The sequence below is a fragment of the Allobosea sp. 05T439 genome, from assembly GCF_056396005.1.
Map to the genome: position 1 here is coordinate 36,831 of NZ_JBFTKP010000022.1, position 25,266 is coordinate 62,096.

General features: G+C 67.2%; 24 protein-coding genes. 14 read left to right on the forward strand and 10 right to left on the reverse strand.

Features of this window, described 5'->3' with window-relative positions:
- Nucleotides 1–15: 15 nt before the first annotated feature.
- The 7 genes from AC1DIO_RS22680 to AC1DIO_RS22710 all read left to right on the forward strand — a co-directional run bounded on the left by AC1DIO_RS22680 (nucleotide 16) and on the right by AC1DIO_RS22710 (nucleotide 8,121).
- Nucleotides 16–798, forward strand: coding sequence for an enoyl-CoA hydratase/isomerase family protein (locus tag AC1DIO_RS22680; RefSeq protein WP_441478142.1), 783 nt, complete (start codon nucleotides 16–18; stop codon nucleotides 796–798).
- A 2-nt stretch (nucleotides 799–800) separates the two neighbouring features.
- Nucleotides 801–2,033, forward strand: coding sequence for a dihydrolipoamide acetyltransferase family protein (locus AC1DIO_RS22685; protein WP_441504518.1), 1,233 nt, complete (start codon nucleotides 801–803; stop codon nucleotides 2,031–2,033).
- Nucleotides 2,030–3,202: an acyl-CoA dehydrogenase family protein gene (locus AC1DIO_RS22690; protein WP_441488414.1), complete on the forward strand. Its 1,173-nt coding sequence runs from the start codon at nucleotides 2,030–2,032 to the stop codon at nucleotides 3,200–3,202. Before AC1DIO_RS22685 ends, AC1DIO_RS22690 begins: the two co-directional genes overlap by 4 nt.
- 188 nt (nucleotides 3,203–3,390) lie before the next feature.
- On the forward strand, nucleotides 3,391–3,795 hold the full coding sequence (locus tag AC1DIO_RS22695; RefSeq protein WP_441504517.1) for a leucine zipper domain-containing protein: 405 nt from the start codon (nucleotides 3,391–3,393) through the stop codon (nucleotides 3,793–3,795).
- 307 nt (nucleotides 3,796–4,102) lie between these two features.
- A complete protein-coding gene (locus AC1DIO_RS22700; RefSeq protein WP_476854119.1) occupies nucleotides 4,103–6,751 on the forward strand; it encodes an AMP-binding protein in 2,649 nt (882 codons plus the stop codon).
- Between the two features lie 79 nt (nucleotides 6,752–6,830).
- The gene (locus tag AC1DIO_RS22705; RefSeq protein WP_441507952.1) at nucleotides 6,831–7,073 is read left to right on the forward strand and encodes a hypothetical protein; all 243 of its coding nucleotides are present in this window, start codon (nucleotides 6,831–6,833) and stop codon (nucleotides 7,071–7,073) included.
- A gap of 37 nt (nucleotides 7,074–7,110) precedes the next feature.
- Nucleotides 7,111–8,121: an aldo/keto reductase gene (locus tag AC1DIO_RS22710; protein ID WP_476854109.1), complete on the forward strand. Its 1,011-nt coding sequence runs from the start codon at nucleotides 7,111–7,113 to the stop codon at nucleotides 8,119–8,121.
- Nucleotides 8,122–8,258: 137 nt separating this feature from the next.
- Here the strand turns inward: AC1DIO_RS22710 and AC1DIO_RS22715 are convergent, their stop codons facing one another.
- The 3 genes from AC1DIO_RS22715 to AC1DIO_RS22725 form a co-directional block, all read right to left on the reverse strand.
- Complete coding sequence (locus AC1DIO_RS22715) at nucleotides 8,259–9,212, reverse strand: Bug family tripartite tricarboxylate transporter substrate binding protein (protein ID WP_441507950.1); 954 nt, start codon at nucleotides 9,210–9,212, stop codon at nucleotides 8,259–8,261.
- Between the two features lie 42 nt (nucleotides 9,213–9,254).
- Complete coding sequence (locus AC1DIO_RS22720; protein WP_441507949.1) at nucleotides 9,255–10,025, reverse strand: class II aldolase/adducin family protein; 771 nt, start codon at nucleotides 10,023–10,025, stop codon at nucleotides 9,255–9,257.
- 95 nt (nucleotides 10,026–10,120) lie between these two features.
- Complete coding sequence (locus AC1DIO_RS22725) at nucleotides 10,121–11,056, reverse strand: LysR family transcriptional regulator (RefSeq protein WP_441507948.1); 936 nt, start codon at nucleotides 11,054–11,056, stop codon at nucleotides 10,121–10,123.
- 154 nt (nucleotides 11,057–11,210) lie between these two features.
- On the opposite strand from AC1DIO_RS22725, the gene AC1DIO_RS22730 reads away from it, so the two are divergent.
- Nucleotides 11,211–11,792, forward strand: coding sequence for a LysE family translocator (locus AC1DIO_RS22730; RefSeq protein ID WP_476854110.1), 582 nt, complete (start codon nucleotides 11,211–11,213; stop codon nucleotides 11,790–11,792).
- 32 nt (nucleotides 11,793–11,824) lie between these two features.
- Here AC1DIO_RS22730 and AC1DIO_RS22735 read toward each other — a convergent pair whose 3' ends face one another.
- The 6 genes from AC1DIO_RS22735 to AC1DIO_RS22760 all read right to left on the reverse strand — a co-directional run bounded on the left by AC1DIO_RS22735 (nucleotide 11,825) and on the right by AC1DIO_RS22760 (nucleotide 16,229).
- A complete protein-coding gene (locus AC1DIO_RS22735; protein ID WP_441507946.1) occupies nucleotides 11,825–12,532 on the reverse strand; it encodes a methyltransferase domain-containing protein in 708 nt (235 codons plus the stop codon).
- A complete protein-coding gene (locus AC1DIO_RS22740; RefSeq protein WP_441507945.1) occupies nucleotides 12,522–12,986 on the reverse strand; it encodes an Rrf2 family transcriptional regulator in 465 nt (154 codons plus the stop codon). The genes AC1DIO_RS22735 and AC1DIO_RS22740 overlap by 11 nt, the downstream gene beginning before the upstream one ends.
- 339 nt (nucleotides 12,987–13,325) lie before the next feature.
- Entirely contained in the window at nucleotides 13,326–13,715 is a 390-nt protein-coding gene (locus AC1DIO_RS22745; protein WP_441488406.1) for a type II toxin-antitoxin system VapC family toxin, read from the reverse strand.
- On the reverse strand, nucleotides 13,702–13,977 hold the full coding sequence (locus AC1DIO_RS22750; protein ID WP_441507944.1) for an AbrB/MazE/SpoVT family DNA-binding domain-containing protein: 276 nt from the start codon (nucleotides 13,975–13,977) through the stop codon (nucleotides 13,702–13,704). Before AC1DIO_RS22750 ends, AC1DIO_RS22745 begins: the two co-directional genes overlap by 14 nt.
- A gap of 206 nt (nucleotides 13,978–14,183) precedes the next feature.
- On the reverse strand, nucleotides 14,184–14,657 hold the full coding sequence (locus AC1DIO_RS22755; protein ID WP_441507955.1) for a VOC family protein: 474 nt from the start codon (nucleotides 14,655–14,657) through the stop codon (nucleotides 14,184–14,186).
- Nucleotides 14,658–14,831: 174 nt separating this feature from the next.
- On the reverse strand, nucleotides 14,832–16,229 hold the full coding sequence (locus AC1DIO_RS22760) for a metal-dependent hydrolase family protein (RefSeq protein ID WP_476854111.1): 1,398 nt from the start codon (nucleotides 16,227–16,229) through the stop codon (nucleotides 14,832–14,834).
- A 351-nt stretch (nucleotides 16,230–16,580) separates the two neighbouring features.
- On the opposite strand from AC1DIO_RS22760, the gene AC1DIO_RS22765 reads away from it, so the two are divergent.
- Both AC1DIO_RS22765 and AC1DIO_RS22770 read left to right on the forward strand, forming a co-directional pair.
- Nucleotides 16,581–18,125 carry a cation:proton antiporter gene (locus AC1DIO_RS22765; protein ID WP_441507942.1) on the forward strand — a complete coding sequence of 515 codons (1,545 nt, stop codon included), beginning with the start codon at nucleotides 16,581–16,583 and terminating at the stop codon, nucleotides 18,123–18,125.
- Nucleotides 18,122–19,381 (forward strand): flavin monoamine oxidase family protein, encoded by a 1,260-nt coding sequence (locus AC1DIO_RS22770; RefSeq protein WP_441507941.1) that lies wholly within the window; start codon nucleotides 18,122–18,124, stop codon nucleotides 19,379–19,381. Before AC1DIO_RS22765 ends, AC1DIO_RS22770 begins: the two co-directional genes overlap by 4 nt.
- Nucleotides 19,382–19,515: 134 nt before the next feature.
- Here AC1DIO_RS22770 and AC1DIO_RS22775 read toward each other — a convergent pair whose 3' ends face one another.
- Entirely contained in the window at nucleotides 19,516–20,280 is a 765-nt protein-coding gene (locus AC1DIO_RS22775) for a GntR family transcriptional regulator (protein WP_441507940.1), read from the reverse strand.
- Nucleotides 20,281–20,462: 182 nt separating this feature from the next.
- Between AC1DIO_RS22775 and AC1DIO_RS22780 the strand changes: the two genes are divergently transcribed.
- From AC1DIO_RS22780 to AC1DIO_RS22795, 4 genes are all read left to right on the forward strand, one after another.
- Nucleotides 20,463–21,821, forward strand: a complete 1,359-nt coding sequence (locus AC1DIO_RS22780; RefSeq protein WP_441488401.1) for a M20 family metallopeptidase — start codon at nucleotides 20,463–20,465, stop codon at nucleotides 21,819–21,821.
- A gap of 34 nt (nucleotides 21,822–21,855) precedes the next feature.
- A complete protein-coding gene (locus tag AC1DIO_RS22785) occupies nucleotides 21,856–23,412 on the forward strand; it encodes an ABC transporter substrate-binding protein (protein ID WP_441488400.1) in 1,557 nt (518 codons plus the stop codon).
- Nucleotides 23,413–23,501: 89 nt separating this feature from the next.
- Nucleotides 23,502–24,449, forward strand: coding sequence for an ABC transporter permease (locus AC1DIO_RS22790; RefSeq protein WP_441488399.1), 948 nt, complete (start codon nucleotides 23,502–23,504; stop codon nucleotides 24,447–24,449).
- Entirely contained in the window at nucleotides 24,442–25,266 is an 825-nt protein-coding gene (locus AC1DIO_RS22795) for an ABC transporter permease (RefSeq protein WP_441488398.1), read from the forward strand. The genes AC1DIO_RS22790 and AC1DIO_RS22795 overlap by 8 nt, the downstream gene beginning before the upstream one ends.

Genomic DNA, 25,266 nt, shown 5'->3' on the forward strand with positions numbered 1-25,266 from the left:
TCGAGAGGAACACCCGTGTCCGACAGCATTCTCTATGAGCGCCGTGACGCCACCGCCCTGATCACGATCAATCGGCCAGCGACGCTGAATGCGCTCGACATGGCGACGCTTGCGGCGCTCGACGAGGCCGTGGGCCGCGCCGGGGCCGATCCGCTGGTCAAGGTCGTCGTCCTGACCGGAGCCGGCGAGCGCGCCTTCGTCGCCGGCGGCGATATCGCCGATCTCGATAGCCGCCAGGGCCTGCCGCATTATCTCGAGCTCGGCGAGCGGCTGCACAGCGTCTTCCGCCGCATCGAGACGCTGGACAAGCCGACGATCGCCGCGGTGAACGGCTGGGCGCTGGGCGGCGGCACCGAATTGCTGCTCTGCCTCGATATTCGCCTTGCCGCGAGCTCGGCCAAGTTCGGCCTGCCCGAGATCAATCTGGGCCTGTTCCCCGGCGCAGGCGGCTCTCAGCGGCTGATCCGCCAGATCCCGCTGTGCCGGGCGAAGGAGCTGATGTTCACCGGCGGCCGCATCGATGCGGCCGAGGCGGAGCGGCTCGGCTTGATCAACCGCGTAGTGCCCGATGCCGAACTGCTCGACCAGGCGCTGGCGCTTGCGGCCAGCATCGCGACCAAATCCCCGCTCGTCCTGAAACTCCTGAAGCGCACGCTCAATGACGGTGCGGATATGCCGCTGCCCTCGGCGCTGCGCCATGAGCAGGCGATGATCGGCCTCGTGCTCGATTCCGCCGACGCACATGAAGGCTGCCAGGCCTTCCTGCAGAAGCGCCAAGCCAGCTTCCGGGGCGTGTGACCATGTCGAGCGCCGCCCCCATCGTGATGCCCAAGCTCGGCCTGACCATGACCGAGGGCCTGCTCGCGTCCTGGCGCGTCGGTCCGGGCGACAGGGTTGCGGCCGGCGACATCCTGTTCATCGTCGAGACCGAGAAGATCGCGACCGAGATCGAGGCCCAGCAGGCCGGCAGCATCGGCGAAATCCTGATCCCGGAAGGCGAGACGGTCCCTGTCGGCGCCGTGCTCGCAACCTGGGCCGGCGCGGCCCCGGCTGCCGGGGTGCAGAAGGCCGCAGCTCCGGAGATGACCGCGGCCAAGCCGGCACCGGAACCGGTGTCCGTGCCGGCGCCAGTTGCGGGGGATCGCGTGATCGCGACGCCGCTGGCGCGGCGCATCGCCCGCCGGCATGGCCTGGACCTGGCCTTGGTCGCAGGCTCCGGCCCGCGCGGCAGGATCAAGCAGGCCGATGTCCAGGCGGCTCTGGCAGCGACCATCGCACCGACCGAGGCGAACGCCCGACCGACTCCGGCCGTGCGAGCGACGTCCGACCGGCGACGCCCCGCCAGCACCATGGAAAGGATCGTCGCGCGCCGGCTGACCCTGTCCAAGCAGACGATCCCGCATTTCTACGTTCATGCCGAGGCCGATATCTCGCGGCTGCTGGACCTGCGCGAGGAATTGAACGGCAGCGGCGGGCAGACCCGCCTGAGCATCACGCATTTCATCATGGCGGCGGTGGGCCGGGCCCTGGTCGAGATGCCGGCCTGCAACCTGCTCTGGGCCGAGGACGAGATCATCGAGCTCGCCAGTCCGGATGTCGGGCTCGCGGTCGACAGCGAACGGGGCCTGCTCGTGCCGGTGCTTCGTGAGGCCGGCCACCTAAGCCTGGATGCGGTCGCTGACGGGTGCGGCGATCTCGTTGCCCGCGCCCGCTCCGGACGCCTCGCGAGCGCCGAGCTCGAAGGCGGCGCCATCTCTGTCTCCAATGTCGGCATGTTCGGCGCCTCGCATCTCGTGCCGATCATCAATCCCGGCCAGTCGGCCATTCTCGGCGTCGCGGCGCAGAAGCCGGTCTTCCGGCCGGATGCGAATGGCCTGCCGAGCCTGCGGCGCGAAATCGGTCTGGTTCTCTCCTGCGACCACCGCGTGCTCGACGGCGTGCGGGCGGCGCGCTTCCTCGATCACATCGTCAACACCCTTGAAAACCCGTTGCGGCTGCTGCGCCAGCGCGCGGCGGAGCGGAGGCCAGCATGAATTTCGACCGCAGCGACGAGCAACAGATGCTGGCGGAAACCGCGCGGCGGGTCGGCGAAAAGTTCGGCCTGGACTACTGGCGCGAGCTCGACGCGAAGAAGGAATTTCCCAGCGCCGTCTGGCGCGAGATCTGCGCGGCCGGGCTCTGCGGCATCGCGATCCCGGAGGAATATGGTGGCGCCGGGCTCGGCATGGCCGAAGTCGCGATCGCGGTCGAGAACCTTTGCGCGGCGGCCGGCGGGTCGACGCTGAGCCAGATGTTCATGTGCAATCCGGTCTTTGGCGGGGTGACCATCAGCCGCTTCGGCACCGAGGCGATGAAGCGCGAGCTCTTGCCGGCGCTGGTGGCGGGCGACGCGCTGTTCGCGATGGCGCTGACCGAGCCGGATGCCGGTACGAATTCGCTCGCGCTCAAGACATTCGCCCGCACTGACGGCAATGGCTGGCGCCTCAACGGCCAGAAGATCTGGATCACCGCGGTGCCCCAGGCCACGAAGATGCTGGTCGTCGCGCGCACCCGCAAGCTCGAGGAGGTCAGCCGCAAGACCGACGGCATCAGTCTCTTCCTCATCGATGTCGACAGGGCGGGGCTGACCCATCAGGCGATCGAGAAGGTCGGCACCAACACCTTGCCCTCCAGCGCCGTGTTCTTCGAGGATGTGCGCGTCGAGGGGCATGAGCTCGTCGGCACGCTCGATGGCGGCTTTCGCGAATTGCTCGACGTGCTGAACACCGAGCGCATCGTCACCACGGCCGGGCTGGTCGGCACGGCCGAACTCGCGATCCGGCTTGCAGCCGACTATGCCCGCGAACGCAAGATCTTCAACGGCGCGGCGATCGGCTCCTATCAGGGCATCCAGTTCCCACTCGCCGAGGCGCATATCCAGCTGGAATGCGCCAGGCTGATGAACCAGAAGGCGGCGGCGCTCTACGACCAGGGCAAGCCCTATGGCAGCGAGGCCAATATGGCGAAATGGCTTGCCGGCCACGCCGCGGGGCTGGCGACGGACCGCGCCATCCAGACCCTCGGCGGCATGGGTTATGCGAAGGAATACCATGTCGAGCGGCTCTGGCGCGACGCGCGCCTGTTCCGCGTCGCTCCGGTCTCGGAGGAGATGATCCTCAACTATGTCGCCCAGCATGACCTGGGGCTGCCGCGCTCCTACTAGGGCATCGGCCCGAAAAGTGGATTGCGGTTCTCGGGAAAGCCGATGCCATCACAAAGGGTTAGATCATCGGACCGGATACGATTTCCCTGTCTGATGATCTAGGTGTGAGCTCTCAATAGGTTGTCCATCCGGTCCCGAGCGAGGAAGCTGAGGTTGCGAAGCTTCAGTCTCCATCGAAGGAGGACCGGATGAACATCCACAAGAATGCCCGTCTGACGCAGTTGGGTCGAGAGCGGATCGTGCGCATGGCGGCGGCAGGCACGGCCTCTGGCGTGATCGCCAAGGCGGCCGGCGTCAGCCTCAAGACCGTCCATAAATGGATCGCCCGCTTCGCCGCCGAGGGCATGGCCGGGCTGGCGGACCGCTCGTCGCGTCCGCACCGGCTGCATCGCCCGACGCCGGCAGGCCAGGTCGAGCAGATCATCGCACTGCGGCGCCAGCGGCTGAGCGGCCACTCAGAGCGCAGAGCCGAAGAGCTGCCGCGCTGGCTCCATCACTACAACTGGCATCGCCCCCACGGCGGAATCCAGGCCAAGACACCCATCAGCAGACTCGCTCGCGACGAGGACAACCTGTTGACGCTCCACATCTAGGGGCGCTGAGCACCGATGCGATGCGGGCTGTCCGGCCAGCACCGGCAGCCGGGGAGCCACGCCCGAACAGGATTTGAGGAGATGCGAACGCCGCCGGCAGGCCCCCCGTCGGGTTCATTCGTTCTGACGATGCCGTTGCCGCAGCGGCAACGCAGAATGCGGCAGAACTCGGTCAACAATGGGGGCAATGTTGGAAGCGATCGGGCGCCGACGTTCAGAAGGTTCGCCTTCTCATGCCGTGCGGTCCATTCCAGGTGATGGGAGGCCGCAGGACGCAACGACCGTCCGAAACAGCATCTTGGACGATGTGGCCTGGGCAGGGGCATCGGCGCGCGCCCTCGACAGGGACGGCCCCACCAGCCATCCCTTCGCAGAGATGAGCGACGATTTTTCGGACGCACCGGCGTTCGAACATCTGGAACGGGTTGTCCAGAAGCACGCAGACAAGATCGCGCTCAGTGACGGCACGACATCGCTGACCTTTCTGCGGTTGTTGCACGCGGTTCAGATCCTCGCCGCCGTCATCGCCGATGCGGTCCCGCCCGGAGAGACGGTCGGACTGCTTCTCGGCAACGCCCTCTGGTACCCGGTGGCCATGCTGGCTGCCATGCGCGCCGGCAGGCCCGCGGTGCCGCTCAATCCGCGGGACCCGGTGCCGCGCCTGGCGGCCATTGCGGCGGATGCGCGCCTAAAGGCCATCGTGAGGGTCGGCCCTGGCGAACCGCAGGACTGGCCGGATGCGGTGCCGCTGCAATGGATCGACCCGGCAAAATGTCTCGCGGAGGCGCCGCCTGGCAGGGTCCCGCTGTCGCAATCCGAGATCTCCGTCGATGCGCCGGCCATCGTTCTCTACACATCGGGCAGCACCGGAACGCCAAAGGGCGTGGTCAACAGCCAACGCGCGCTCCTCCAGCGTGTTCAGCAATATGTAAACGCCGGCCATATCGGCCCCGATGATGTCTTCATGCCGCTGACCGGGCCTGCGACCATCGCGGGATGCCGGGAAATGATGACGCCGATGCTCTGCGGCGCGACATTGTATCTGCTGGATGTCGAGAGCGCCGGCATTCGCGCCGTTCGCGAGCATTTCCAGACCTGGCAGGTGACGGTCGCCTATCTCGTGCCTGCCTTGTTGCGCGTCTTGATGAATGGCGCCCAGCCCGACACGTTTGCCTCGCTCCGCGTGGTGCGGGTCGGCGGCGAAAGGGTGCTCTGGGCCGATATCGATCGCCTCCGCGCGGCGGTGCCGGAGACCTGCTTCATCCAGATCAGCTATTTGTCGACCGAGAGTACGGGAACACAGTGGTTCCTGCCGAGGGACTATCCGGAACAGGGTGCAACGGTTCCGGTCGGTTTCGTCCTGCCCGGCGTTGATTATGCCGTGGTCGACGAGAACGGAGATCCGGTCGCTCCAGGGCAGGAGGGCGAGCTGCTGCTCCGCAGCAGCTACGTCGCCCTTGGATACTGGGAACGCGGCAGAAATCTCCCGCTTCAGGCGGGCCTGCCCGATCCGCAGCTTCGGCTCTTCGCAACGGGCGATCTCGTCACAGTGGACGAAACCGGCTTGATGCGGGTCGTTGGACGCAAAGGGCGCCAGATCAAGATCAATGGACGGCGCGTCGAGCCGGCCGAACTCGAACTTGTCCTGCGGCGCGCGCCCGGCATCCGCGATGCCGTCGCGGTCGTGACGGACGGAAACGAACTGGTGGCCTTTGTCGTTCCCGCCGAACAGGCGGGCACGGACCTGATTCCAGAATTGCGCGCGCTGATCAGGCGGTCGCTGCCGGCCGCCGTCCATCCGACGCGGCTGCATAGTCTTGCCGAATTGCCACGGCTTCGGGGCGGGAAGATCGACAGTATCCGGCTGCGGGAGCTGGATGGCGGGCTGCGCCCGCCCAAGGACAACGATGACGCTCCGGAATCCCGACAAATGGGAAACCCTCATGCTGTCGAGGCGGTGGTCGGGACCCTTTGGGAACGGATACTCCAGGGCAAGGGAGCGGCAGGCAGCCGCTGGGATGAAGCGGGTGGCGATTCCCTGAAGTTGCTGCAATTCGTCATGGAACTCGAGGAGGCGCTTGGGCGGGAACTCGATCTGGACCTGTTCACCATCGACATGAGTTTTGCCGATATCGTCAGGGCAGCGTCCGGCGACGAGGCGACGAGACATCCGCCTGCCCCCTCCGACACGCGGCCCGTCCTGTTCATCGTGCCGGGATCGATCGGCTACGGCCCTAGCCTTGCGGCCTTCGGGCTGGAGATGGGCAAGGTCGCCCGGATTGTCGCCGTGCGCTACGAGAACCTGAAGGACCTGCTGGCCGGACAGGGAACGATACCCCGGATGGTCGATGCCGTTGTCGACCAGATCAACCATGCCCAGCCCGAGGGCAATGTGAAGCTCATCGGCTATTCCCTGGGCGGCGGCGTCGCCTTCGAGGTTGCTTCCACGCTCGTCGCGGCGGGCCGGTCGGTCACCTTCCTGGGAATCCTCGACACCAATATCGGCGCCGGGCATCACAGCTACGCTGAGACCCTGGCCCGCACGGCGCAGCGCATCCGGGCGCACCGGGTGACCATCGATCGCATGATGTTGCGGGCCGTCGCCAAGATCTTTGCCCGTTTCGGCGCAGAGGCCCAGCTCGCCAGCGGCATCGAGCGCTTGAAATGGGAGATCCTCGCCCGGCCACGTTTCATTCTGCGCCTCGAGCTCGAGGAGGTGCTGCGCATGCGCGCCTTCGACCACTGGCTCCGCCAGCCGAAAACCGCGCTGCCGATAGCCGCCACCCTGTTTCGATGCCGACGGCCCGGCGTTCCGTTAGATCTGGGCTGGGGCGAGCTCTTCACCGATCTGAACGTGGTCCCGATCGTCGGCGGGCATCTCGATATGCTGATTGAACCGCACCTCGGCCATAACCGCCCCTTGATCGAGCACGCCTTCCTGGCGAGCGGCGGATAGGGCAACCTCCGGTGGACGTTTCCCTCGGCAGCGGCGACGCTCTCAAGGTATCGGCGCAGGCGAGGCATCCCGGCCTCATGTGGCGCTGGCCGACGATGCGACCCAGCACCATCGCAGCCGTGCCGGAGATGGCGCCGGTCTCGGCCAGATCGGTGCCGTAGAGCATGAGGCGCAGCCTGATGCCGGGCGCAACCACATAGCTGTTCGCTGCGATGGTCACGAGCCGCCGCGTCTGTGCCGGATCGAAATCCTGTACCATGCAGGGATTGCCGACCTCGCGGACCGCTGTGCGTTCGTGCTCGACGCCCTGCGGGTTGCCTGACTGACGCGACCGGGCATTCCAACGAAAGGATCAAACCATGTCACTCAAGGATATTCTTCCGGGCAAGCTCGGCTTCGGCGCCGCCCCGCTTGGAAACATGTTCCGCGACATTCCCGAGCAGGAGGCGCTCGCAACGGTCGAGGCTGCCTGGAAGGACGGCATCCGCTATTTCGACAACGCTCCCTTTTACGGGGCCGGCCTCGCCGAAATCCGCATGGGCGAGGCGCTCAATGGCCGGCCGCGCGACGAATACGTCATCAGCACCAAGGTCGGCCGCGTCATCCTCGACKAGATCGAGGATGTCAGTGCGCGAGATCTCGGCGAGAAGGGCGAGGTCTTCAAGCATGGCCGCCCCAACAGGATCGTGAACGACTATTCCGAGGCCGCAACTTTGCGGTCCATCGAGGACAGCCTGAAGCGACTGAAGACCGATCGTATCGAGATCGCCTGGGTCCATGATGTCGCCCAGGATTTCTACGGCGACGAATGGCTCGGCGTGTTCGAGGCGTCGCGCAAGGGCGCCTTCAGGGCCCTCGACCGGCTGCGCGACGAAGGCGTGATCAAGGGCTGGGGCCTCGGTGTCAACCGGGTGGAGCCGATCGAGCTGCTGCTCGGGCTCGACGGTCCGCGCCCAGACGGCTTCCTGCTGGCGGGACGCTACACGCTGCTCGACCATGCRCGCGCCCTCCAGCGCGTGATGCCGCTGGTCACCGAGCGCGGGCTCGGCATCGTCGTCGGCGGCCCCTACAGCTCCGGTGCCTTGGTCGGCGGCCCGAACTTCGAATACGCACCGATGACGACGGAGATCCGCGCCAAGGTCGCGCGCATCAAGGCCATCGCCGACCGCCACGGCGTCAGCATGAAGGCGGCCGGCCTGCAGTTTTCGCTCGCCAATCCCGCGGTCGCTGCGGTGATCCCCGGCGCCAGCCAGCCGAGCCGCATCGCCGAAGACCGGGCTGCGCTGCAGGAGGTGGTGCCTGCCGCGTTCTGGCGGGAGCTGCGGGAGGCCGGGCTGGTCCATCCCGACGCGCCCTTGCCCGGCGCGTAGCATGTCAGGCAGCTGACGGCTGCCGTCTCGCCGGATGAAAAATCGAAGGCATGCAAACACAAGAGGTTAGGTCATCGCACCGGATCCGATTTCCTGTCCGGTGAACTATTCCGTGACCTTGATATCCAGTTCGCGGATCAGCCGGCCGAAACGCTCGATGTCTCCGGTGACCAGGCGCGCCATGTCCTGGGGGAGCCGGGAGCGGGGTCGAGCCCGCTGGCCGCGAGCCTTGTCGCGATTTCGGGAGCCATGATCGCGCGCGCGGCCGCCGCATTCAGGCGCGCGACGATCGGCGCTGGAGTCCCGGCGGGGGCAACGAGGCCGAAGAAATTCGGGATCAGCGGATCATCGGAGAGGCCGAGTTCCGTCATCGTCGGCACCTCGCTCATGTCGCGCAGCCGCCGCTCGTTCCCGACGGCGAGCGCCTTCAGCTTTCCGTCCTGCATCAGGGAGAGCGCGGCCGGCGGCGTGGAGATGGTCAGCGCGACTTCGCCCGTCGCCACCGCCGTGACGGCGGGCGGCGCACCGCGATAGGGCACATGCACCATCCTGACGCCGAGCCTGCGTGCCAGCGCCTCGATGTTGAGATGGGCCATGCTGCCCTTGCCGAAGCTGGCATAGGGCAGCTCGCGCTGCTTCGCGAGGGCGACGAACTCGGCGAAACTGCCGACGCCGAGCCCGGGATTTACGACCAGCACATAGGGGCCCGTCGCGACCACCCCGACATAGGCGAAGTCCCGTTTGCCATCGAGAGCCTGCTGCGGCATCAGGATCGGATTGATGCCAAAGACCTCGCGCGGCGCCATCAGCAGTGTGTAGCCGTCAGGCTCTGCCCGCGCGACGGCCGCTGCCCCGACCATGCCGTTGGCGCCGGCCCGGTTCTCGACGACGACCGGCTGGCCGAATTCGAGGCGCAGTTTCTCGGCGACGAGCCGCGCGGCAAGATCGACCGCGCCTCCGGCCGGGTAGGGCACGATCAGCAGGATCTGCCTGGTGGGATAGCCGGTCTGGCTCTGGGCGAGCGCCGGCAGGGCGAGAGAGCCCGCACCGAGGAGAGCCAGGGCGGCGCGGCGAGACATCGGCTCGGACATGGTGACCTCCCATCCAGTTGTTCAGGGTCGTTGGGTCGGTGCTCAGAAGGGCCCGGGCGCGTCGACATGCCGGGTCCATTGCTCCCAGGCGCGGTCCATGGCGAAGGGCTTCAGGTTGAATTCGGCGGCAGAGAGCGCTTCGGCGGTCGTCAGTCGGCGAACCGCGCCGAGCTGGGCGGCCTTCAACTGCACCTCGGCATTGCGAGCGCCGTAGATCGCCCGAAAGGTCACCTCCCGGAGCGAGCGGCCCGCGACGGTGGCGCCGTGGCCGCGCATCAGCACGGTCCAGTTTGCCCCAAGGGCACGCGCAAGCGAATCCCCCTGCGCCTGCGTCGAGACGATCAGGTTCGTGTCGCCGAACTCGTCCTGGCTGTCCCAGAGCGGCACGGTCGCGCCCATGGTCGCGCCCAGATGGAAGACGGGAACGAGTTCGGCATCGCTCGTGCAGAACGGCATCATCGCCGGCGCATGGTGGTGGCAGATGGCCTGCACATCCGGGCGTGCGCGGTAGATCGCGCCATGGATGCTGCGTTCGGCGAAGATGCGGGCCTGCGTCACCGAGACGAGGGCATCCTCGCGGTCGAAGACCAGCACATCCTCGGGCGCCACCAGCTCGGCCGCGCGGGTTCTGGGCATCAGGTAATGATCGCTGCGATCGGGATGGCGCGCCGAGACATGTCCAAAACTGTCGACGATGCCTTCGCGGGCGAGGATGCGGCTCGCGAGAACGATCTCGGCGACCACCGCATCAAGCTCCCGGGTGCCCTGTGGGAGCGGAGCCTCGCTGGCTCCGGCAGGCGCGTTCGACAGCATGGGACGCCCTCGATTGAAATGCGCGGATCTGCGCCGTCGCGGCAGGGTCACTCATTCTGCCGGACGAAATCCAATGCGAAGCGCTTAGGTCAGCGCTAAGCGTTTTGTTGTGGCTCGGCGGCCGGTAGCGGGTGCCCCAACCCGATCACCGCCGCCGACAGCGTCGTCATCGCCGCAGCAACGGCGTCGCGGATGATCGGGAGCGCGGCAAGCTGCCCGGCCTTGCGGGAGCCCGCGAGGTAGAGCGTGCGCCTGAGCACCGGTGCAATGATCGGGCGGGCCGACAAGGTTCCGGCCGCGACCTCCGCGAGCACGGTGCCATAGGGCAGGATGCCGGCCGCAGGCCCGCGCGCGACCAGCGTCTTGATGCCGGAAATCGAACGGACCTCGTGTTCGAGCCGGAGGACGAGCCCGTGTTCGGTGGCGGTCTTCTCGACGAGGGAGCGCACGCCATCGCGCGGCTCCGGCAGGATGAGAGGATGGGCGAGAGCCTCGGTGAAGCTGATGGGGGCCGTGTCCCGGTCTCCCGTCGCGGTGACGAGGACGAGGTCTTCCTGGTAGAGGGCGCGCCTCCAGCAGCCCGGTGCGTCCGGAACCTCATAGGCCAGGATCAGGTCGAGCTCGGCCCGATGCAGGCTGTCGACCAGGAGATGGCTCATCTCTTCGGTCAGGCTGACGGCAAGGTGAGGCGCGCGCTCCGAGATCCGTAACAGCAGCTCCGGCCCGATGATCTGCATCAGGCTCGGGGTCAGGCCGAAGCGCACGGCCTCGCGTGCGTCCTCGCGCAGTTCACGGCGCGTCAGCGCGACGAGGTCGAGGATCTCGACGGCGCGCCGGAACAGCTTTTCGCCGGCGGCGGTTGGGGAGACGCCGCGCGAATGGCGCGTCAGCAGCGTGACGCCGAGGCCTTCCTCGAGCTGCTTGATCTGCATGCCGAGCGCCGGTTGCGCGATCCGCAGCTCATCGGCCGCGCGCGTCATATTGGCGGCCTCAACCACACGGACGAAATAGGTGAGTTGGCGGAGGTTCAACGCCCGCTCCGGGATCGGCTGCTTCGGACGGCGAACCCTGCCACGAAGGCGCTTGCTCTGACGAGTCTGCCGCGCTCGAGCGGCGGCCTGGGCGAACCGCAGGAATCTGATCGAGATCAAGGCGGGGAGGGCCTGTCTGCGGCATCAGCTCGGCATGAGCTTGCTCGCCTTCATCGCGGTCTGTGCCTCGCTTCTGGCGACGCCGGGACCGACCAATACGCTTCTCGCGACCTCCGGCGCGGAGATCGGCTGGCGCCGGTCCGCCGCCCTGCTTGCAGCCGAGCTCCTCGGCTATCTCCTGGCGATCGCCATCCTGCGCCTGGCCCTGGGACCGTTAATCGCATCCCGGCCGATCGTCGCAACGGCGCTCCAGGCAGGCGTTGCGCTCTATCTGGTCTACCTGGCAACGGCGCTCTGGCAGCGCAGCAGCCTGCCTCTCGCTCACGGCCGTTCGATCACCTTCGCCCGCGTGTTCCTGACGACGCTGCTCAATCCGAAAGGGCTCATCTTCGCCTCCACCCTTCTGCCCCCGGCAGGGTTCCCGGCGCTGCTGCCGTGGCTCGCCCTGCTGTCGGCGGAGATCGTCGCGATCGGCTTCGGCTGGGTGCTGCTTGGCAGCACGTTGCAGCGCAGTCTGCAGGACCCGGCCAGGGCCAGGATCGGCTATCGCGCCAGCGCAGCCGTGCTTGGCCTGCTGGCAAGCATGATGGCCGCGCGGACTCTGGTTTCGCTCTGACGGGCCCCGTCCGCTCTCGGACCGTGCCCCCCTCAGGCGTTCGCGACCCAGCCGCGCCAGGTGAAGGCTGCGTAGAACAGGCTGACATTGGCAAAGCCGCCGGCCCGCAGGATCTCCTCGTCCTGTTCGGGGCAGAAGCTTTGCAGGCTGGCCGCGACGGCCGCGCGGGCGCGCTGCACCTGCTCGGGATCGGCGCCGGACGCGATCGGGTAGGCGGCATAGCGATCGAGCCAGGTTTCGCGTTCGTCGGCGCCCTGGGGAAAGCTCGCATGTGCAGCGACGAAGGGCGCGCCGGGGCGAAGCCGGGCGTGGATCTCGCGCACCGTCCGTTCGCGCTCGGGCGCGGCGAGGAAATGCAGCGTCAACAGGCAGGTCGCCGCGTCAAAGGGGCCGGCCGGCGCATCGTCGATATAGCCTTCGACCAGCGTGACCCTATCCATCAGCGGCCCCAGCGTGCGTTCGGCGAGGCGCAGCATCGCGGCTGCCGGATCGACCCCGACGAAGCTCCAGCCGGGATGCGCCTCTGCAAGCGCGCGGATCTCGCTGCCGCCGCCCGCCCCGAGCACCAGCACCTTCGCGTCGTCGGGGGCGCTTTCTGCCAGCAGCAGGCCGGTCATCCGGTGCAGCGCGTCGAGACCGGGCACGAAACGCCGCGGCCCCTCTGCATAGCGCGAGACGGCTTCGGGATCGGAAAAATTCCTGAGGAAGGGCTCTTCGCGAGCCGCGCGTTCAGTCGACACAGGTGGATCCTTCGGGCTGGAGCCGCGCGCGTTGCGCCAGGCGTTGCCGGAAATCCGCGCTCAAGGCTGCCAGCGTCACGGTCTCGAGCGAGGCCAGCAACAGCGCCTGCGCCTCGCGCAAGCTGCCATCAAGCGCCGCATTGACCGCCTGCTCGACGGCGCAAGCCGGCGCCTCGCTGCGGTTGCCGATGGCGAAGAGGGCGGGCGAGCCGATGCCGTCATAGATGTCGCGCAAGGTAATCTCGGCGAGGTCTCGGGCGATTGTCCAACCGCCGCCATGACCCTTCTCGGAACGGACATAGCCCTGGTCGCGCAAGCCCGACATGACCCGCCGGATCACCACGGGATTGGTCCGCATCATCCGCGCCAGCGCTTCCGAGGTCACGGGGCTGTTCTGGTCCGCCATGTGCAGCAGCACGTGCAGCACCCCGGACAAACGACTGTCGCGATTCATGTAACTTCATATGTTGCGTGATTGAGGCGGCGTCAAGAGCCTCCGCGTGGACAGGGCAGGGGCGCCGTCCTGACGGCTATGCCGTCGCCGGGGATAGAGCGGCGACCGACCGCTGCGGGGAAACGAGAAGCTCAGAGGCGTCAACTGCGGCATCGTGGCCGGCTATGGCGCTGGCCCGGCGCAGCAGAAGGTCGTAAGGCAGTCGGGCCGCTCGCTCCTGGCCTGCTTGGTCAGACCTGCGGCATCCAAGGTCGAGCTCCCCGCGTGAGCTCCCGACGGAAGACGGCTCCGCAGTGATGCGGGGCCGTTTTCGTTTGGGGGCGCGCGCTGACCTGCCTGTCAGGCTTCTCGCACCTGCCGATAGCCCGCCGCCTTCGCCAATGTGATGAACTTGCGATCGAACGTCGCGAAACCCTCGCAATGGGCCGACTTGCAGAGATGCAGGGCATCGGCGAAGTCCATGCCGCGCTCAGTCAGATCCAAGGCAGCAGCGACCACCGCGCCGTCTTCGACCGTCACTGTGGGAAGGCCGGCAAAGGCTCTCAAGGCCCGGGTGATATCGGCCGCATCATACTCATAGGCGCTGCGCAGCACCCATTCGACCTCGAGCATCACGGTTTGCGCGACGAAAACCGGCTGTCCGTCGATCAGAATGCGCGCGCGCTCTGATTGCCGGGGATGGTCGCCCGTCAGGTAGCGAACGATCAGATTGGTATCAATCGCGAGCATGCCGGCGCTTTGCCTCAGCCAGAACACTCGCCGCCATCTCTTCCAGCGTCTTCGCCCTGCCGACAGGCGGGAGAACGCCAAAGACGTCCTGAGGCTGGGTCTCCGCAAAGGCAGGAGCCGGCTTCAGCAGCACGCCATCGAGTGTCTCTTCGACGATGAGGCGCGTTCCGGCCCCCCATTCGCGCCGCTGGCGAATGGAGCTGGGCAGAATGACCTGGCCCTTCGTGGAGACCGTCGTTGTCAATTTCGGCGCGCTTGCCATGGTGTCCAAATGCCGTGGGTAAGACGATGGTAAGATAATGCCGCATGGGCTGGCCTTCAAGCGGGATCGAGCCGCGGCGGGGATCCGGCATCCCCAAGCTGCGCCCGCCGCGCCAGCGCGACGCAGCGTCTCTGGATCTGCGCCGGACACGACCCGGTATCGCAATGGCCGGCGGGGCTACAATGGGCAAAACCCCCTTGCGAGCCTCAGCCGCGCCGCGCCGCCTCGATCGCGGCGACATCGATCTTTTTCATGGTCATCATCGCGGTGAAGGCGCGCTTTGCTTCCTCGCCGCCGGCCGCCATGGCCTCGGTCAGCACGCGCGGCGTGATCTGCCAGGAGATGCCCCATTTGTCCCGGCACCAGCCGCAGGCGCTTTCCTGCCCGCCATTGCCGACGATCGCGTTCCAGTCGCGGTCGGTTTCCTGCTGGTCGTCGGTGGCGATCTGGAACGAGAAGGCTTCGTTATGCTTGAAGGCGGGCCCGCCATTCAGGCCGAGGCAAGGGATGCCGGCGACGGTGAAGTCGACCGTCAGCACGTCGCCCGCCTTGCCGGAGGGGAAATCGGTCGGGGCGCGGCGGACGGCCCCCACCGCGCTGTCCGGAAAGGTCTCGGCGTAGAAGCGGGCGGCCGCTTCCGCGTCCTTGTCGTACCAGAGGCAGATCGTGTTCTTGGCGATCGTCACGGCTTGTCCTTTCGCTGTTTACGGCCAGTTCCGGCCTGGTTTCCACGCAGACGAAGGCGGTTCACGGTTCGTCAAAAGTCCCCCACGACCTTGGAATGCCCTGGCCCCATCGGGGTTCCGCCAGCAGGGCAGGAAAGACTATGGCGGCATCAGAGCCGCCTTAGGCCCTCAGCCCGGCAGCGCATTCTTGTAGATCTTGCCGTCCTTCATGATCACGACGAAAGACCGGTGCGGATCAGCGACGAGATTGATGTTCTCGAGCGGATTGCCGTCGACAAGCAGCAGATCGGCTAGGGCGTTGGGCGCAACCACGCCGAGTTTTCCCGGATAGGGATTGCGCAGGCCGGACAGTTCGAGCAGCCGCGCATTCGTGCTGGTCGCCATGGCCAGGGTTTCGGCGGGGGTGAACCAGCGCKTCCACTTGGCGAGAAGTTCGCCATGCCGCTTCGCAAGCTGCGGCGAAAACAGGATGTCGGTGCCGAAAGCGAGCTTGAGCTTGTATTTCTTCGCCAGCGCGAAGGTCTTCTCCGTGCCGGCAAACACGGTATAGGCCTTGGCCCGCTCGCCCGAGCCCGGCGGAAAGGCCTCCGCCATCTCGTCCGGGAAGGCTTGCGTGCTCAGCCAGATGTCCTTTTCCGCGATCAGCCGAGCCGACGCCTCGTCCATCAAGTGACCGTGCTCGATGCATTTCACCCCGACGGAGATCGCGCGGGTGATCGCCGCCGGCGTGTAGGCGTGGACGGTGACATAGGTCCCCCAGTTCTCGGCGGCCTCCACGGCGGCGCGCAGCTCGTCTGCGGTGAAGGTCGAGACATCGAGCGGGCTGAACGGCGAGGCGACGCCGCCGCCGGCCGTCAGCTTGATCTGGGAGGCGCCCTGCATCAGCTGCTCGCGCACCCGCATGCGCACCTCGTCGGGGCTGTCGGCGACCATGCTGCCGCCGACCTGCTCCATCCGCGACAGTGAGCCCTGCGCGCGCGGCAGGTCGGTCAGCTGGCGGAAATCCCCATGCCCGCTGGTCACCGTGATGACCGCACCGGAGGGATAGATGCGGGGCCCGGGCAGCACGCCGCCATCGATGGCCTGCTTGAGGCCGAAGGACGGGCCGCCCATGTCGCGGACCGTGGTGAAGCCGCGCATCAGGGTCTCGGTCGCCTCGGCGCCGGCCGTCAGATAATTGAAGCCGAGATTGCCGAAGAGCGATTGCGACGGCGTCGAGCGCACCAGCATCGCGTGCCAGTGCATGTCGGTCAGCCCCGGCATCAGCGTTCGCCCGCCGCCCGCGATGACCACGGTGCCGGGCTCCGCAGTGATTGGGGCCGTCGCGATGCGCTCGATCAGATTGCCGCGGACGAGCACATGCGACGGTGCCGAGAGCCCGCTGCCCGTCCCGTCGAAGATGCGGACGTCCTGGAACAGTGTCGTGCCGGTGCCTGTCGGGGTGCCGACCTGCGCGCGCAGCGGCGATGCCAGCGCGGATGCCAGAGCCGGAAGTGAGGCGACGAAACGCCGTCGGGTCAAAAGTGCCACGCTGCAACCTCCCGAAGCCAGATGGGGGAACGCCATGCCCACAGGCCTAAAGGCGTATCCCAGGAGAGCCCGGATGCAAACTGCCAGCCCAGATCGCCGTGCGTCCGTTCGGACAGGAGCGGCGATCTCGCTCTTTGTTCGAGCATCGGATTCTTCCGAAAACCGGATTCCACCTTTCGGTCCGATGCTCTAGCGCGTTCCTGTCATGGCGCTCCGGTCATCCGCCAGAGTGCAGGCTGCCCGCAGCGGCAGGGCAGGGGCGCGAGGATATGCGCGTGACGGCCTCAGCCGCGCTCATCCTGCGGTCCGCCTCCTGCGATCGGGCTTGCCGCCAAACTGATCTGCCCGCCAATCGACAATGCCGGCGGCCCCGCGCAAAATCCGGCGATGATCTTCTTCGAGTCGATCCTGGCCATCATGCTGGGGGCGGTGCTGCTCTCGGCGGGCGCGCGGCGCATCGGCGTGCCTTATCCGGTCGTGCTCGCGGTCGCCGGGACGGCGCTGGCGCTGGTTCCGAACGCACCGGAATTCGCGCTCGATCCCGAACTGGTGCTCGCCCTGTTCGTCGCGCCGATCCTGCTCGACGCCGCCTTCGATACCTCGCCGCGCGACCTGCGCCGGAACTGGCTCTCCGTCGGCAGTCTCGTCGTCGTTGCCGTCGGGGTGACGACGGTCGCGGTCGCGGCGGTCGCCCGGTGGCTGGTGCCGGATCTGCCCTGGGCCGCCGCCGTGGCGCTCGGCGCGATCGTCGCGCCGCCCGATGCTGTCGCGGCGACCGCCGTTCTGCGCCGCCTGCGCCCGCCGCATCGGCTCCTCGTCATCCTGGAAGGCGAAAGCCTGCTGAACGACGCGACCGCGCTGCTGATCTATCGCGTTGCCGTCGGGGCCGTGCTCGTCGGGGGCTTCTCGCCAGCCTCGGCGCTGCCGACCTTCGGCCTCGTCGTCATCGGCAGTATCGGGCTCGGCGCGTTTCTCGGCTGGTCGCTGGTCCGCTTCCTCGGCGCGTTCAAGGACCCGCCGAGCGCCATCATCCTGCAGTTCATCACGACATTCGGGGTCTGGATCCTGGCGGAGCGGCTGCATCTGTCGGGCATCATCACCATCGTCGTCTATGCCATGGTGATTGCGCGCACCGCGCCCGCCCGCACCAGCGCGCGCCTTCGCATCCCGTCTTATGCGGTCTGGGAGACGACCGTCTTCGTGCTCCAGACCCTGGCTTTCGTGCTGATCGGCCTGCAATTGCGGCCTATCCTCGCCAATCTCAGCCCGCGTGAGATCGGCGCCTTTCCCGTCATTGCGCTGGCCGTCCTGGCAACCGTCATCATCGTGCGCCTGAGCTGGGTCATGACCTATCAGGCGATCGCGAAACTGACGCGCCGGGCCACGGAGGGCGCGAAGGACGAGACGCGCCCGGCGTCAACGGCTGGCAGCGATGGCCTGATCATCGCATGGTGCGGCATGCGCGGCATCGTCACGCTTGCGGCCGCCTATGCCCTGCCGGGCGGTTTTCCGCACCGCGACCTGATCCTGCTCTGCGCCTTCACAGTTGTGGTCGGGACGTTGTTGATCCAGGGGCTGACCCTGCCGCTGCTGCTGCGCCGGCTGTCGCCGCGGGACGACCGCCCGGTCGAGCGCGAGTTTCGCATGGCGCGAAAGCTCGCCCTCAAGGCGGCCATTGCAACGATCCGCGATGCGCCGTCGGAGGCCGCGCTGGCGGTGCGCCGCGAATATGACGACATGCTCGCGCAGACGCGCGACAGCGACGAGTTCGATACCACGCAGAACCAACTCCGGCGCGATGCACTCGCCGCGGCGCGCGACAAGGCGCTGGCCCTGCGGCGCGACGGCACGATCGGCGACGATGCCTTCCATCGGCTCGAGGAAGAGCTCGACTGGCTGGAACTGGGCGCAGCAGCAAGGACGGTCGAATGAGCGCGGAACTCGATGTCGTCGTGGTCGGCGCCGGCGCGGCCGGGATCGCGGCAGCGCGACGGCTTGGCGAAGCCGGTCTGTCGCTCGCCGTCATCGAGGCCGGCGACAGGGTCGGCGGCCGCGCCTGGACCATCCGGCACGAGGGTTTGCCGATCGATCTCGGCTGTGGCTGGCTGCACTCAGCCGAGCGCAATCCCTGGACCGCGCTGGCGCCGGATCTCGGCTTCACCATCGACAGGACGCTGCCGCCCTGGGGGCGCCAGTTCAGGAATATCGGCTTCCCCGCCGCCGATCAGATGGCGGCCCGCGCCGCCTTCGCCGGCTTCGAGCAGCGCCTGCGCCAGGCCCCGGCCGAGACTGACCGGGCCTCCGATCTGCTGGAGGAGGGCGGCACCTGGAATCCCTATCTCGAGGCCGTCAGCAGCTATATCAACGGAACTGACCTCGAGACGCTCTCGATCCGCGACTATCTCGCCTTCGCCGATGCGGATACGGGCGTGAACTGGCGCGTCATCGAGGGCTATGGCGCGCTCATCGCCAGGGCGGCATCCGGGCTGCCGATCTCGCTCGGCATGCCCGTCTCGGCAATCGAGGCTGACCAATCCCAACTCGCCATCGTCACGGGCTCGGGCACGATCAGGGCAGGGGCTGCGATCATCACGGTCTCGACCGATGTCCTGGCTTCAGGCGCAATCCGCTTGCCGGCGGCGCTTGCCGACCACATCGAGGCGGCGTCCCGCCTGCCGCTCGGCCTCGCCGATAAGGTCTCCTTCGCGATCGACCGCCCGGACGATCTGGAGCCGGACACGCAGGTGCTGGGAAACCCGCATGAAGCGAAGACCGGCAGCTACCATTTGCGCCCGTTCGGCCGACCCTTGATCGAGGGCTTCATCTGCGGCGCCGCGGCGCGCGAACTCGAATCGGGCGAGGACATGGTCGCCTTCGCCAAGGACGAGCTCGCCGGCCTTTTCGGCGCCGGCATCCGCCGCCGGCTGAAACCGGTCGCCCAGACGCGTTGGGCGAAATCGCTCTTCATCAGGGGCTCCTACAGCCACGCGCTCCCCGGCTGCGTCGAGGCGCGCGCCATTCTGGCAAGCCCATGGGACGAGCGCATCTTCTTCGCGGGCGAGGCCTGTTCAACGCAGGATTTCTCGACTGCGCACGGGGCCTATCAGACGGGGCTCGATGCGGCGGAGGGCGTTTTGGGCGGCCGTCAATTCGCGCGCAACGGTGGCCATCTGCGGCGCGATGGGTAAATCGCTGCCACACCCAAGGAAGGCGCTGACCGTTGGCCAGGACGTTCGCGTCCTGATGGGCCGCCAACCGATATAGCCCGTGCAGGCACCCAACGTCAGCTTTTGGCCGACCCTCCCATGCCCGGTTGCGGCGCCTACCGAACCTCATTGATGTAAGCATGCGCGCGCGTACTGGCGCGATGCCGGCCGAGAATGGTCGGCAGGCCCGCCTGATCGTAGGCGACCTCGTCAATGGCGAGCACTGCTTCCGGCCCGGCGAGATCGAGGAGGGCGATGTCCTCATCATTGGCAAGTTCAGCGGTAATCTGCTCGCGAACTGCTGAGATGCGAATGCCGTAATGCTCCAGCAGATGAAGGTAGAGTAGCGGCGGCAGAGCTGCCGGCTCGCGGGGTAGGCCTGGGACTCTTTCTTCTGCGAGCAGCAACTTGTCATGCATGACGGGGCGGCCGTCCGCATGCCGAATGCGGTGGATCGCGACCACACCGCCAGCTCTGATCTGTAGGCGCTGGGCTTGCTCGGGCGTAGCCTGCCGCGTCTCTACCGTCAGGAACTGGCTTGTCGACCGCACCAGGCTGCCGTCAGCCCGGTGGAGACGGAAATACTGGAAGAAGAAGCGCAGCGAATGATGCGGCGCGCGGCCGGTGACGACCGTGCCGGTCTTGCGCCGACGTGACAGCAAACCCTCGGCAACGAGGTCGCTCATCGCCCGGCGCACCGTGCCCACAGCGATGCCAAACCCTTGCGCCAATGCGGTTTCGTTGGGCAGCACCATGCCGGGTTGCCATTCCCCGACGAGGATCGCCTCCGACATATGCCGCTTCACGCGCTCATAGAGCGGTGCGGAATCGAGGGAGACGAGGTTCGGCAGCGTGGACGCCACGTCGCCGCCGCTGATCAATCCCGCGGCAGGCGCGGTCGCTTTTTTGGCATTGACAGGAGGCATGAGGCTGAGTCCTATTTCTATATAGTTTATATGAAAGCTGCTTGAGCGCCAATGGCCATGCACTCCGCTACCTCAGCCATCTCCATGGCAGATCGCGTCCGCGCCGCCCAGCCACCGCGCCGGGGCAGGGCGGTCCGATGAGCCGTGACGGGCAGGAGGCGCGCGAGGCTGTGCGCGAGACGGCGGGGCTGGAGCGCGCCGGCGCCTGGATTGCTGAGGCGGTCGAGGCGGCGATCGCCGATCTCGGAGCGATGATCGCGGTCGATACCTCATTTCCGCCGGGGCAGGGCTATGGCGACTTCGCGACGCTGATAGAGGCGCTGACGCGCCCGCTCGGCTTGGAAACCGAGCGCGTCGATGTGCCGGACGAGCTCTGGCGTGTCCCGAACGGCCCGGCCGCTGGCACCAGGACGAATCTGATTGCGACCGCCAAGACCGGAAAGCCGGTCTGCGGGCTCTATTTCCATGTCGACACGGTCCCGGCCGCACCGGGCTGGACGACCGATCCGCTCTCGATGGCCCGCGATGGCGAACGCCTGATCGGCCTCGGCGCTGCCGACATGAAGGGCTGCATCGCAGCCGTGCTGCTGGCGCTGCGGGCGGCCAAGGCCCGCAACATCGCACTCGCCTATGATCCGATGCTGCTGTTCTGCACCGACGAGGAGGGCGGCCTCTATCCCGGCATCCGCTATCTCGCAGAGCAGGGCCGGCTCGACGGCCCTGTCGGCGCCGAGCTGGGCAGGCTCCACGCTCCCATCATCAATTTCAACGGCAGCGCCGAGGCGCGCATCTGGGCCGGCTGCTTCGGGCTCTTCAACCTGCTGGTGCGGGTCCGCGGGCAGGCGGTCCATGCCGGCGAAGGCAACCGGCGCGGCAGCGGCCTCAACGCGATCGAGGGTTCGCTGCCGCTGCTGAACGCGCTGGCTGGTCTCAAGGCGGAGGTGGCGACCCGCCTGTCCGCACTGCCGCCACCGCCGGGAAAACCGGCACTGGCCGCGCAGCTCAACATCGCGACCATTGGCGGCGGCACGGCCGGCGGGCAGGTGCCGGCCCTGCTCGAACTCACGCTAAACCGCCGCTACATGCCGGAGGAAGCTTTTGAGGACGCGCTGGCCGAGATCGAGGAGACGGTGCGCCGCGCCGTCGCTTCCGTCCCCGGCCTGACCGTCGAGACGGCGCTGATCGGACATCTCGCTCCGACCAGCGATCCGGCCGGGCCGCACTGGCCGCGCTGGCAGGCCGCCGTCGGCGCGGGCTTCGGCTATGCGCCGGAGGATTTCCGCCGCTGGGGCGCGGCGAGCTGCTCTGATTTCGGCTGGGTCCAGCGCGCAACCGGCCGGTCGGAAGTGCTGCTCGGCGGGCTCGGCCGCCCCGACCGCAATATCCACGCGCCGGGCGAGTACACGACGGTCTCCGACATCATCGCGCTGGCGCGCGCCGTGCTCGCCTATCTCGCCGCCGAGTTCAGGCCCGAGCTCAACCCCGACCTTGCCTGACCCCTCTCATATCCCGAAGCTGAAGGAGCGTTCCATGCCGAGCATCCACCGTCGTGATTTCCTCGCCGCCTCCGCCGCCTTCGGCGGGCTTAGCCTGACCGGTCTGCCGGCCTTCGCCCAGAATGCGCCCCGGCGCGGCGGCACCTTGCGCGTCAGCGTCGATCAGGCCGTCTCCAAGCTCAACCCGCTCGTCACCCGGGTGAACCCGGAATATCTCGTTGCCGAACTGCTCTATTCCGGCCTGACGCGCCTGAATCCTGACATGAGCGCCGAGCCCGATCTCGCTGAATCCTGGACGAATTCCGCCGATTTGACCGAATGGAGCTTCGCGCTCCGCAAGGGCCTGACCTTCCATGACGGCTCGGCTTGCACGGCCTCCGATGTGGTCGCGACCTTCGAGGCCATTCTCGACGCCAAGACTGCCTCGCCAGCACGCCAGAATGTCGGGCCGATCGCCAAGGTCGCGGCCAAGGACGACGCGACCGTCGTCTTCACCCTGTCGGCGCCCTTCGCCGATCTGCCGGTGACGCTAGCCTATACCAACGCCAAGATCGTGCCGGCTGCCGTCATCAAGGGCGGGCTGGAGAAGCTTGACCGCCAGGCGATCGGCACCGGCCCGTTCAAGCTCGTCTCCTTCGAGCCGGAGCGGCAGATCGTGGTCGCCCGCAACGAGGCCTATTACGACAAGGCACGGCCCTATCTCGACAAGGTCGAGGTCGTGGTCTTCCCCGATGTCAGTGCCGAAGCCTCGGCGCTGATCGCCGGCGATACCGATCTGATCAGCACCACGCCGCCGACCGAGTTCGGCCGGCTGCAGAAGGCCTCGGGCGTCAAGGCGCTGCGCGTGCCGTCGGGCCAGTTCTGCAACGTCAATTTCGGCTGCGACCAAAAACCCTTTAACGATGTGCGCGTGCGCCAGGCGCTGGCGCTCACCGTCGATCGCGCCGCGATGGTCGATTTCGTCACCGAGGGCTTTGGCTCGCCCGGCAACGATACCCCGCTCAGCCCGGCCTATCGCTTCTTCGCCGAGCTGCCGGCGAAGAAGGCCGACATCGCCAAGGCCAAGGCGCTGCTGGCGGAGGCCGGCTATCCCAAGGGGCTGGAAGCGACGCTGATCGCCTCGGATCGTCCGGGCCAACGCACGCAGCTGGCCGTGGCCCTGCGCGAGATGGCCAAGCCCGCCGGTTTCGACATCAAGGTCGAGACTATGCCGCACGCGACCTATCTCGACCAGGTCTGGAAGAAGGGCTCGTTCTATGTCGGCTTCTACAACATGCAGGCGACGGCCGACGCCATCTTCTCGCTGCTCTACACCTCGAACGCTGCCTGGAACGAGACGCGCTGGAACAATACCGCCTTCGACAAGCTGATCTTCGAGGCGCGCGCCACGGTCGACGAGACCAAGCGCCGCGCGCTCTACGCGCAGGCGCAGAAGCTGATGTATGACGAGGTGCCCTCGATCATTCCCGCTTTCTTCGACCTGCTCGGCGGACAGCGCGATTGGGTACAGGGCTACCAGCTGCATCCGCGCGGCGCCGTCTTCCGGCTGGATTTCGTCTCGCTCGGCGCCAACGCGCCGAAGCGCGGCTGAGCCCGTTCCAAAGCGAGAGACGGCTTCACCGATCAGATTGATTCAATCTGATCGGATCCGGCTCCAAGCGAAAAGCGAGGCATAAGCGCGTGTCGCCCGCCTATATCCTCAAAAGGATCCTGCTGATAGGCTACACGCTGCTGGTCGTGTCGCTGATCGTCTTCGCGATCACCCAGATCCTGCCGGCGGATGCTGCGGTCATGATGCTGGGTGAGAACGCGACGCCGGATGCGCTCGCGGCGCTGCGCGTCAAGATGGGGCTGAACGACCCGATCTGGCTGCAGTACCTGCACTGGCTCGCAGGCGTCCTGCACGGCGATTTCGGCCTCTCGATGCGCACCGGCCAGCCGGTTGCGCCCGCAATGCTCGAGGCGCTCGGGCGCTCGCTGCTGCTGGCGCTGTTCTCGATCGTGCTGATGCTGGTGCTGGCGATCCCGCTCGGCATTATCGCGGCGGTGCGACGCGGCCGGGCCGCCGATCTGGGGGTGAGCTTTCTCTCCTATGTCGGTGTTTCGCTTCCGGAATTCGTCACCGCCACGCTCGTCGTGCTGGTGCTGGCGGATTGGCTGCAATGGCTGCCGGCGACGGGCTATGTGCCGCTGACCGAGGATCCGCTGCGCGGCCTCAGGCATCTCGTCCTGCCGGTGCTGACCGTCTCGCTGATCCTGATCGCCCATGTCTCGCGCATGGTGCGCTCCGAACTGGTCGATGTGCTGCATTCCGACTATATCCGCGCAGCGCGCCTCAAGGGCCTGTCGAAGCGGCAAGTGCTGTTCAAGCACGCGCTGCGCAATGCGCTGCTGCCGACCATCACCATCGTCGCGCTCGATGTCGGCTATCTGCTCGGCGGCGTCATCGTCGTCGAGGAGATTTTTGCGCTGCCGGGCATCGGGCGCCAGCTCATCGTCGCGATCCAGGCGCGCGACCTGCCATCCATCCAGGCCGGCGCGCTGATCCTTGCGACGACCTACGCCGTCGCCAATTTCCTCGCCGACATCGCCTATGCCTGGCTCGACCGGAGGATCCAGTATGATTGAGATCCTCAAGCGGATGCTGCGTTCGCCGCAAGGTGCGCTCGGCCTGATCATCGTCGGCCTGATCCTGCTCGCCGTTATCGTCGGGCCGTGGTTTGCGCCCTACGACCCCGAGAAGATGGCGCCGCTGATGCGCTACAAGCCGCCGAGCGCGCAGTTCTGGCTCGGAACCGACCAGTATGGCCGCGATATCCTGAGCCGCCTGCTGCATGGGGCACGCGCCACGGTCGTCATGGCGGTGATCGCAACTGCGCTCGGCACGCTGGTCGGCGCCGTGGTCGGCACGGTCTCGGCCTTTCTCGGCGGGCGCAGCGACGAGGCGATCATGCGCACTGTCGATGCCATCATGTCGATCCCGAGCCTGCTGCTGGCGCTGCTGATCGTGAACCTGCTCGGCAAGAGCAGCATGAACGCACTTCTCGCCATCGCGCTCGCCTTCGCGCCCGGCATGGCGCGGGTGACACGCTCGGTCGCGCTCGCCGTGCGCAAGCAGGACTATGTCAACGCCGCCATCGCGCGCGGCGAGAGCGCCGCCTATATCGTCGGGCGCGAGATGCTGCCGAATGTCGTCGCCCCGATCGTCGTCGAGATGACGATCCGCGTCGCCTTCGCGGTGATGCTGTTTGCGACGCTCTCCTTCCTTGGGCTCGGCGCCCAGCCACCGGCCTCGGAATGGGGGCTGATGGTCGCGGAGGCCCGCCGCTTCATGCATCTGAGCCCCTGGATGATCCTGTGGCCGAGCCTTGCCGTCGCGCTGGTCGCGATCGGTTTCAACCTGCTCGGCGATGGCTTGCGCGACGCGCTGAACCCGAGGAGCTGA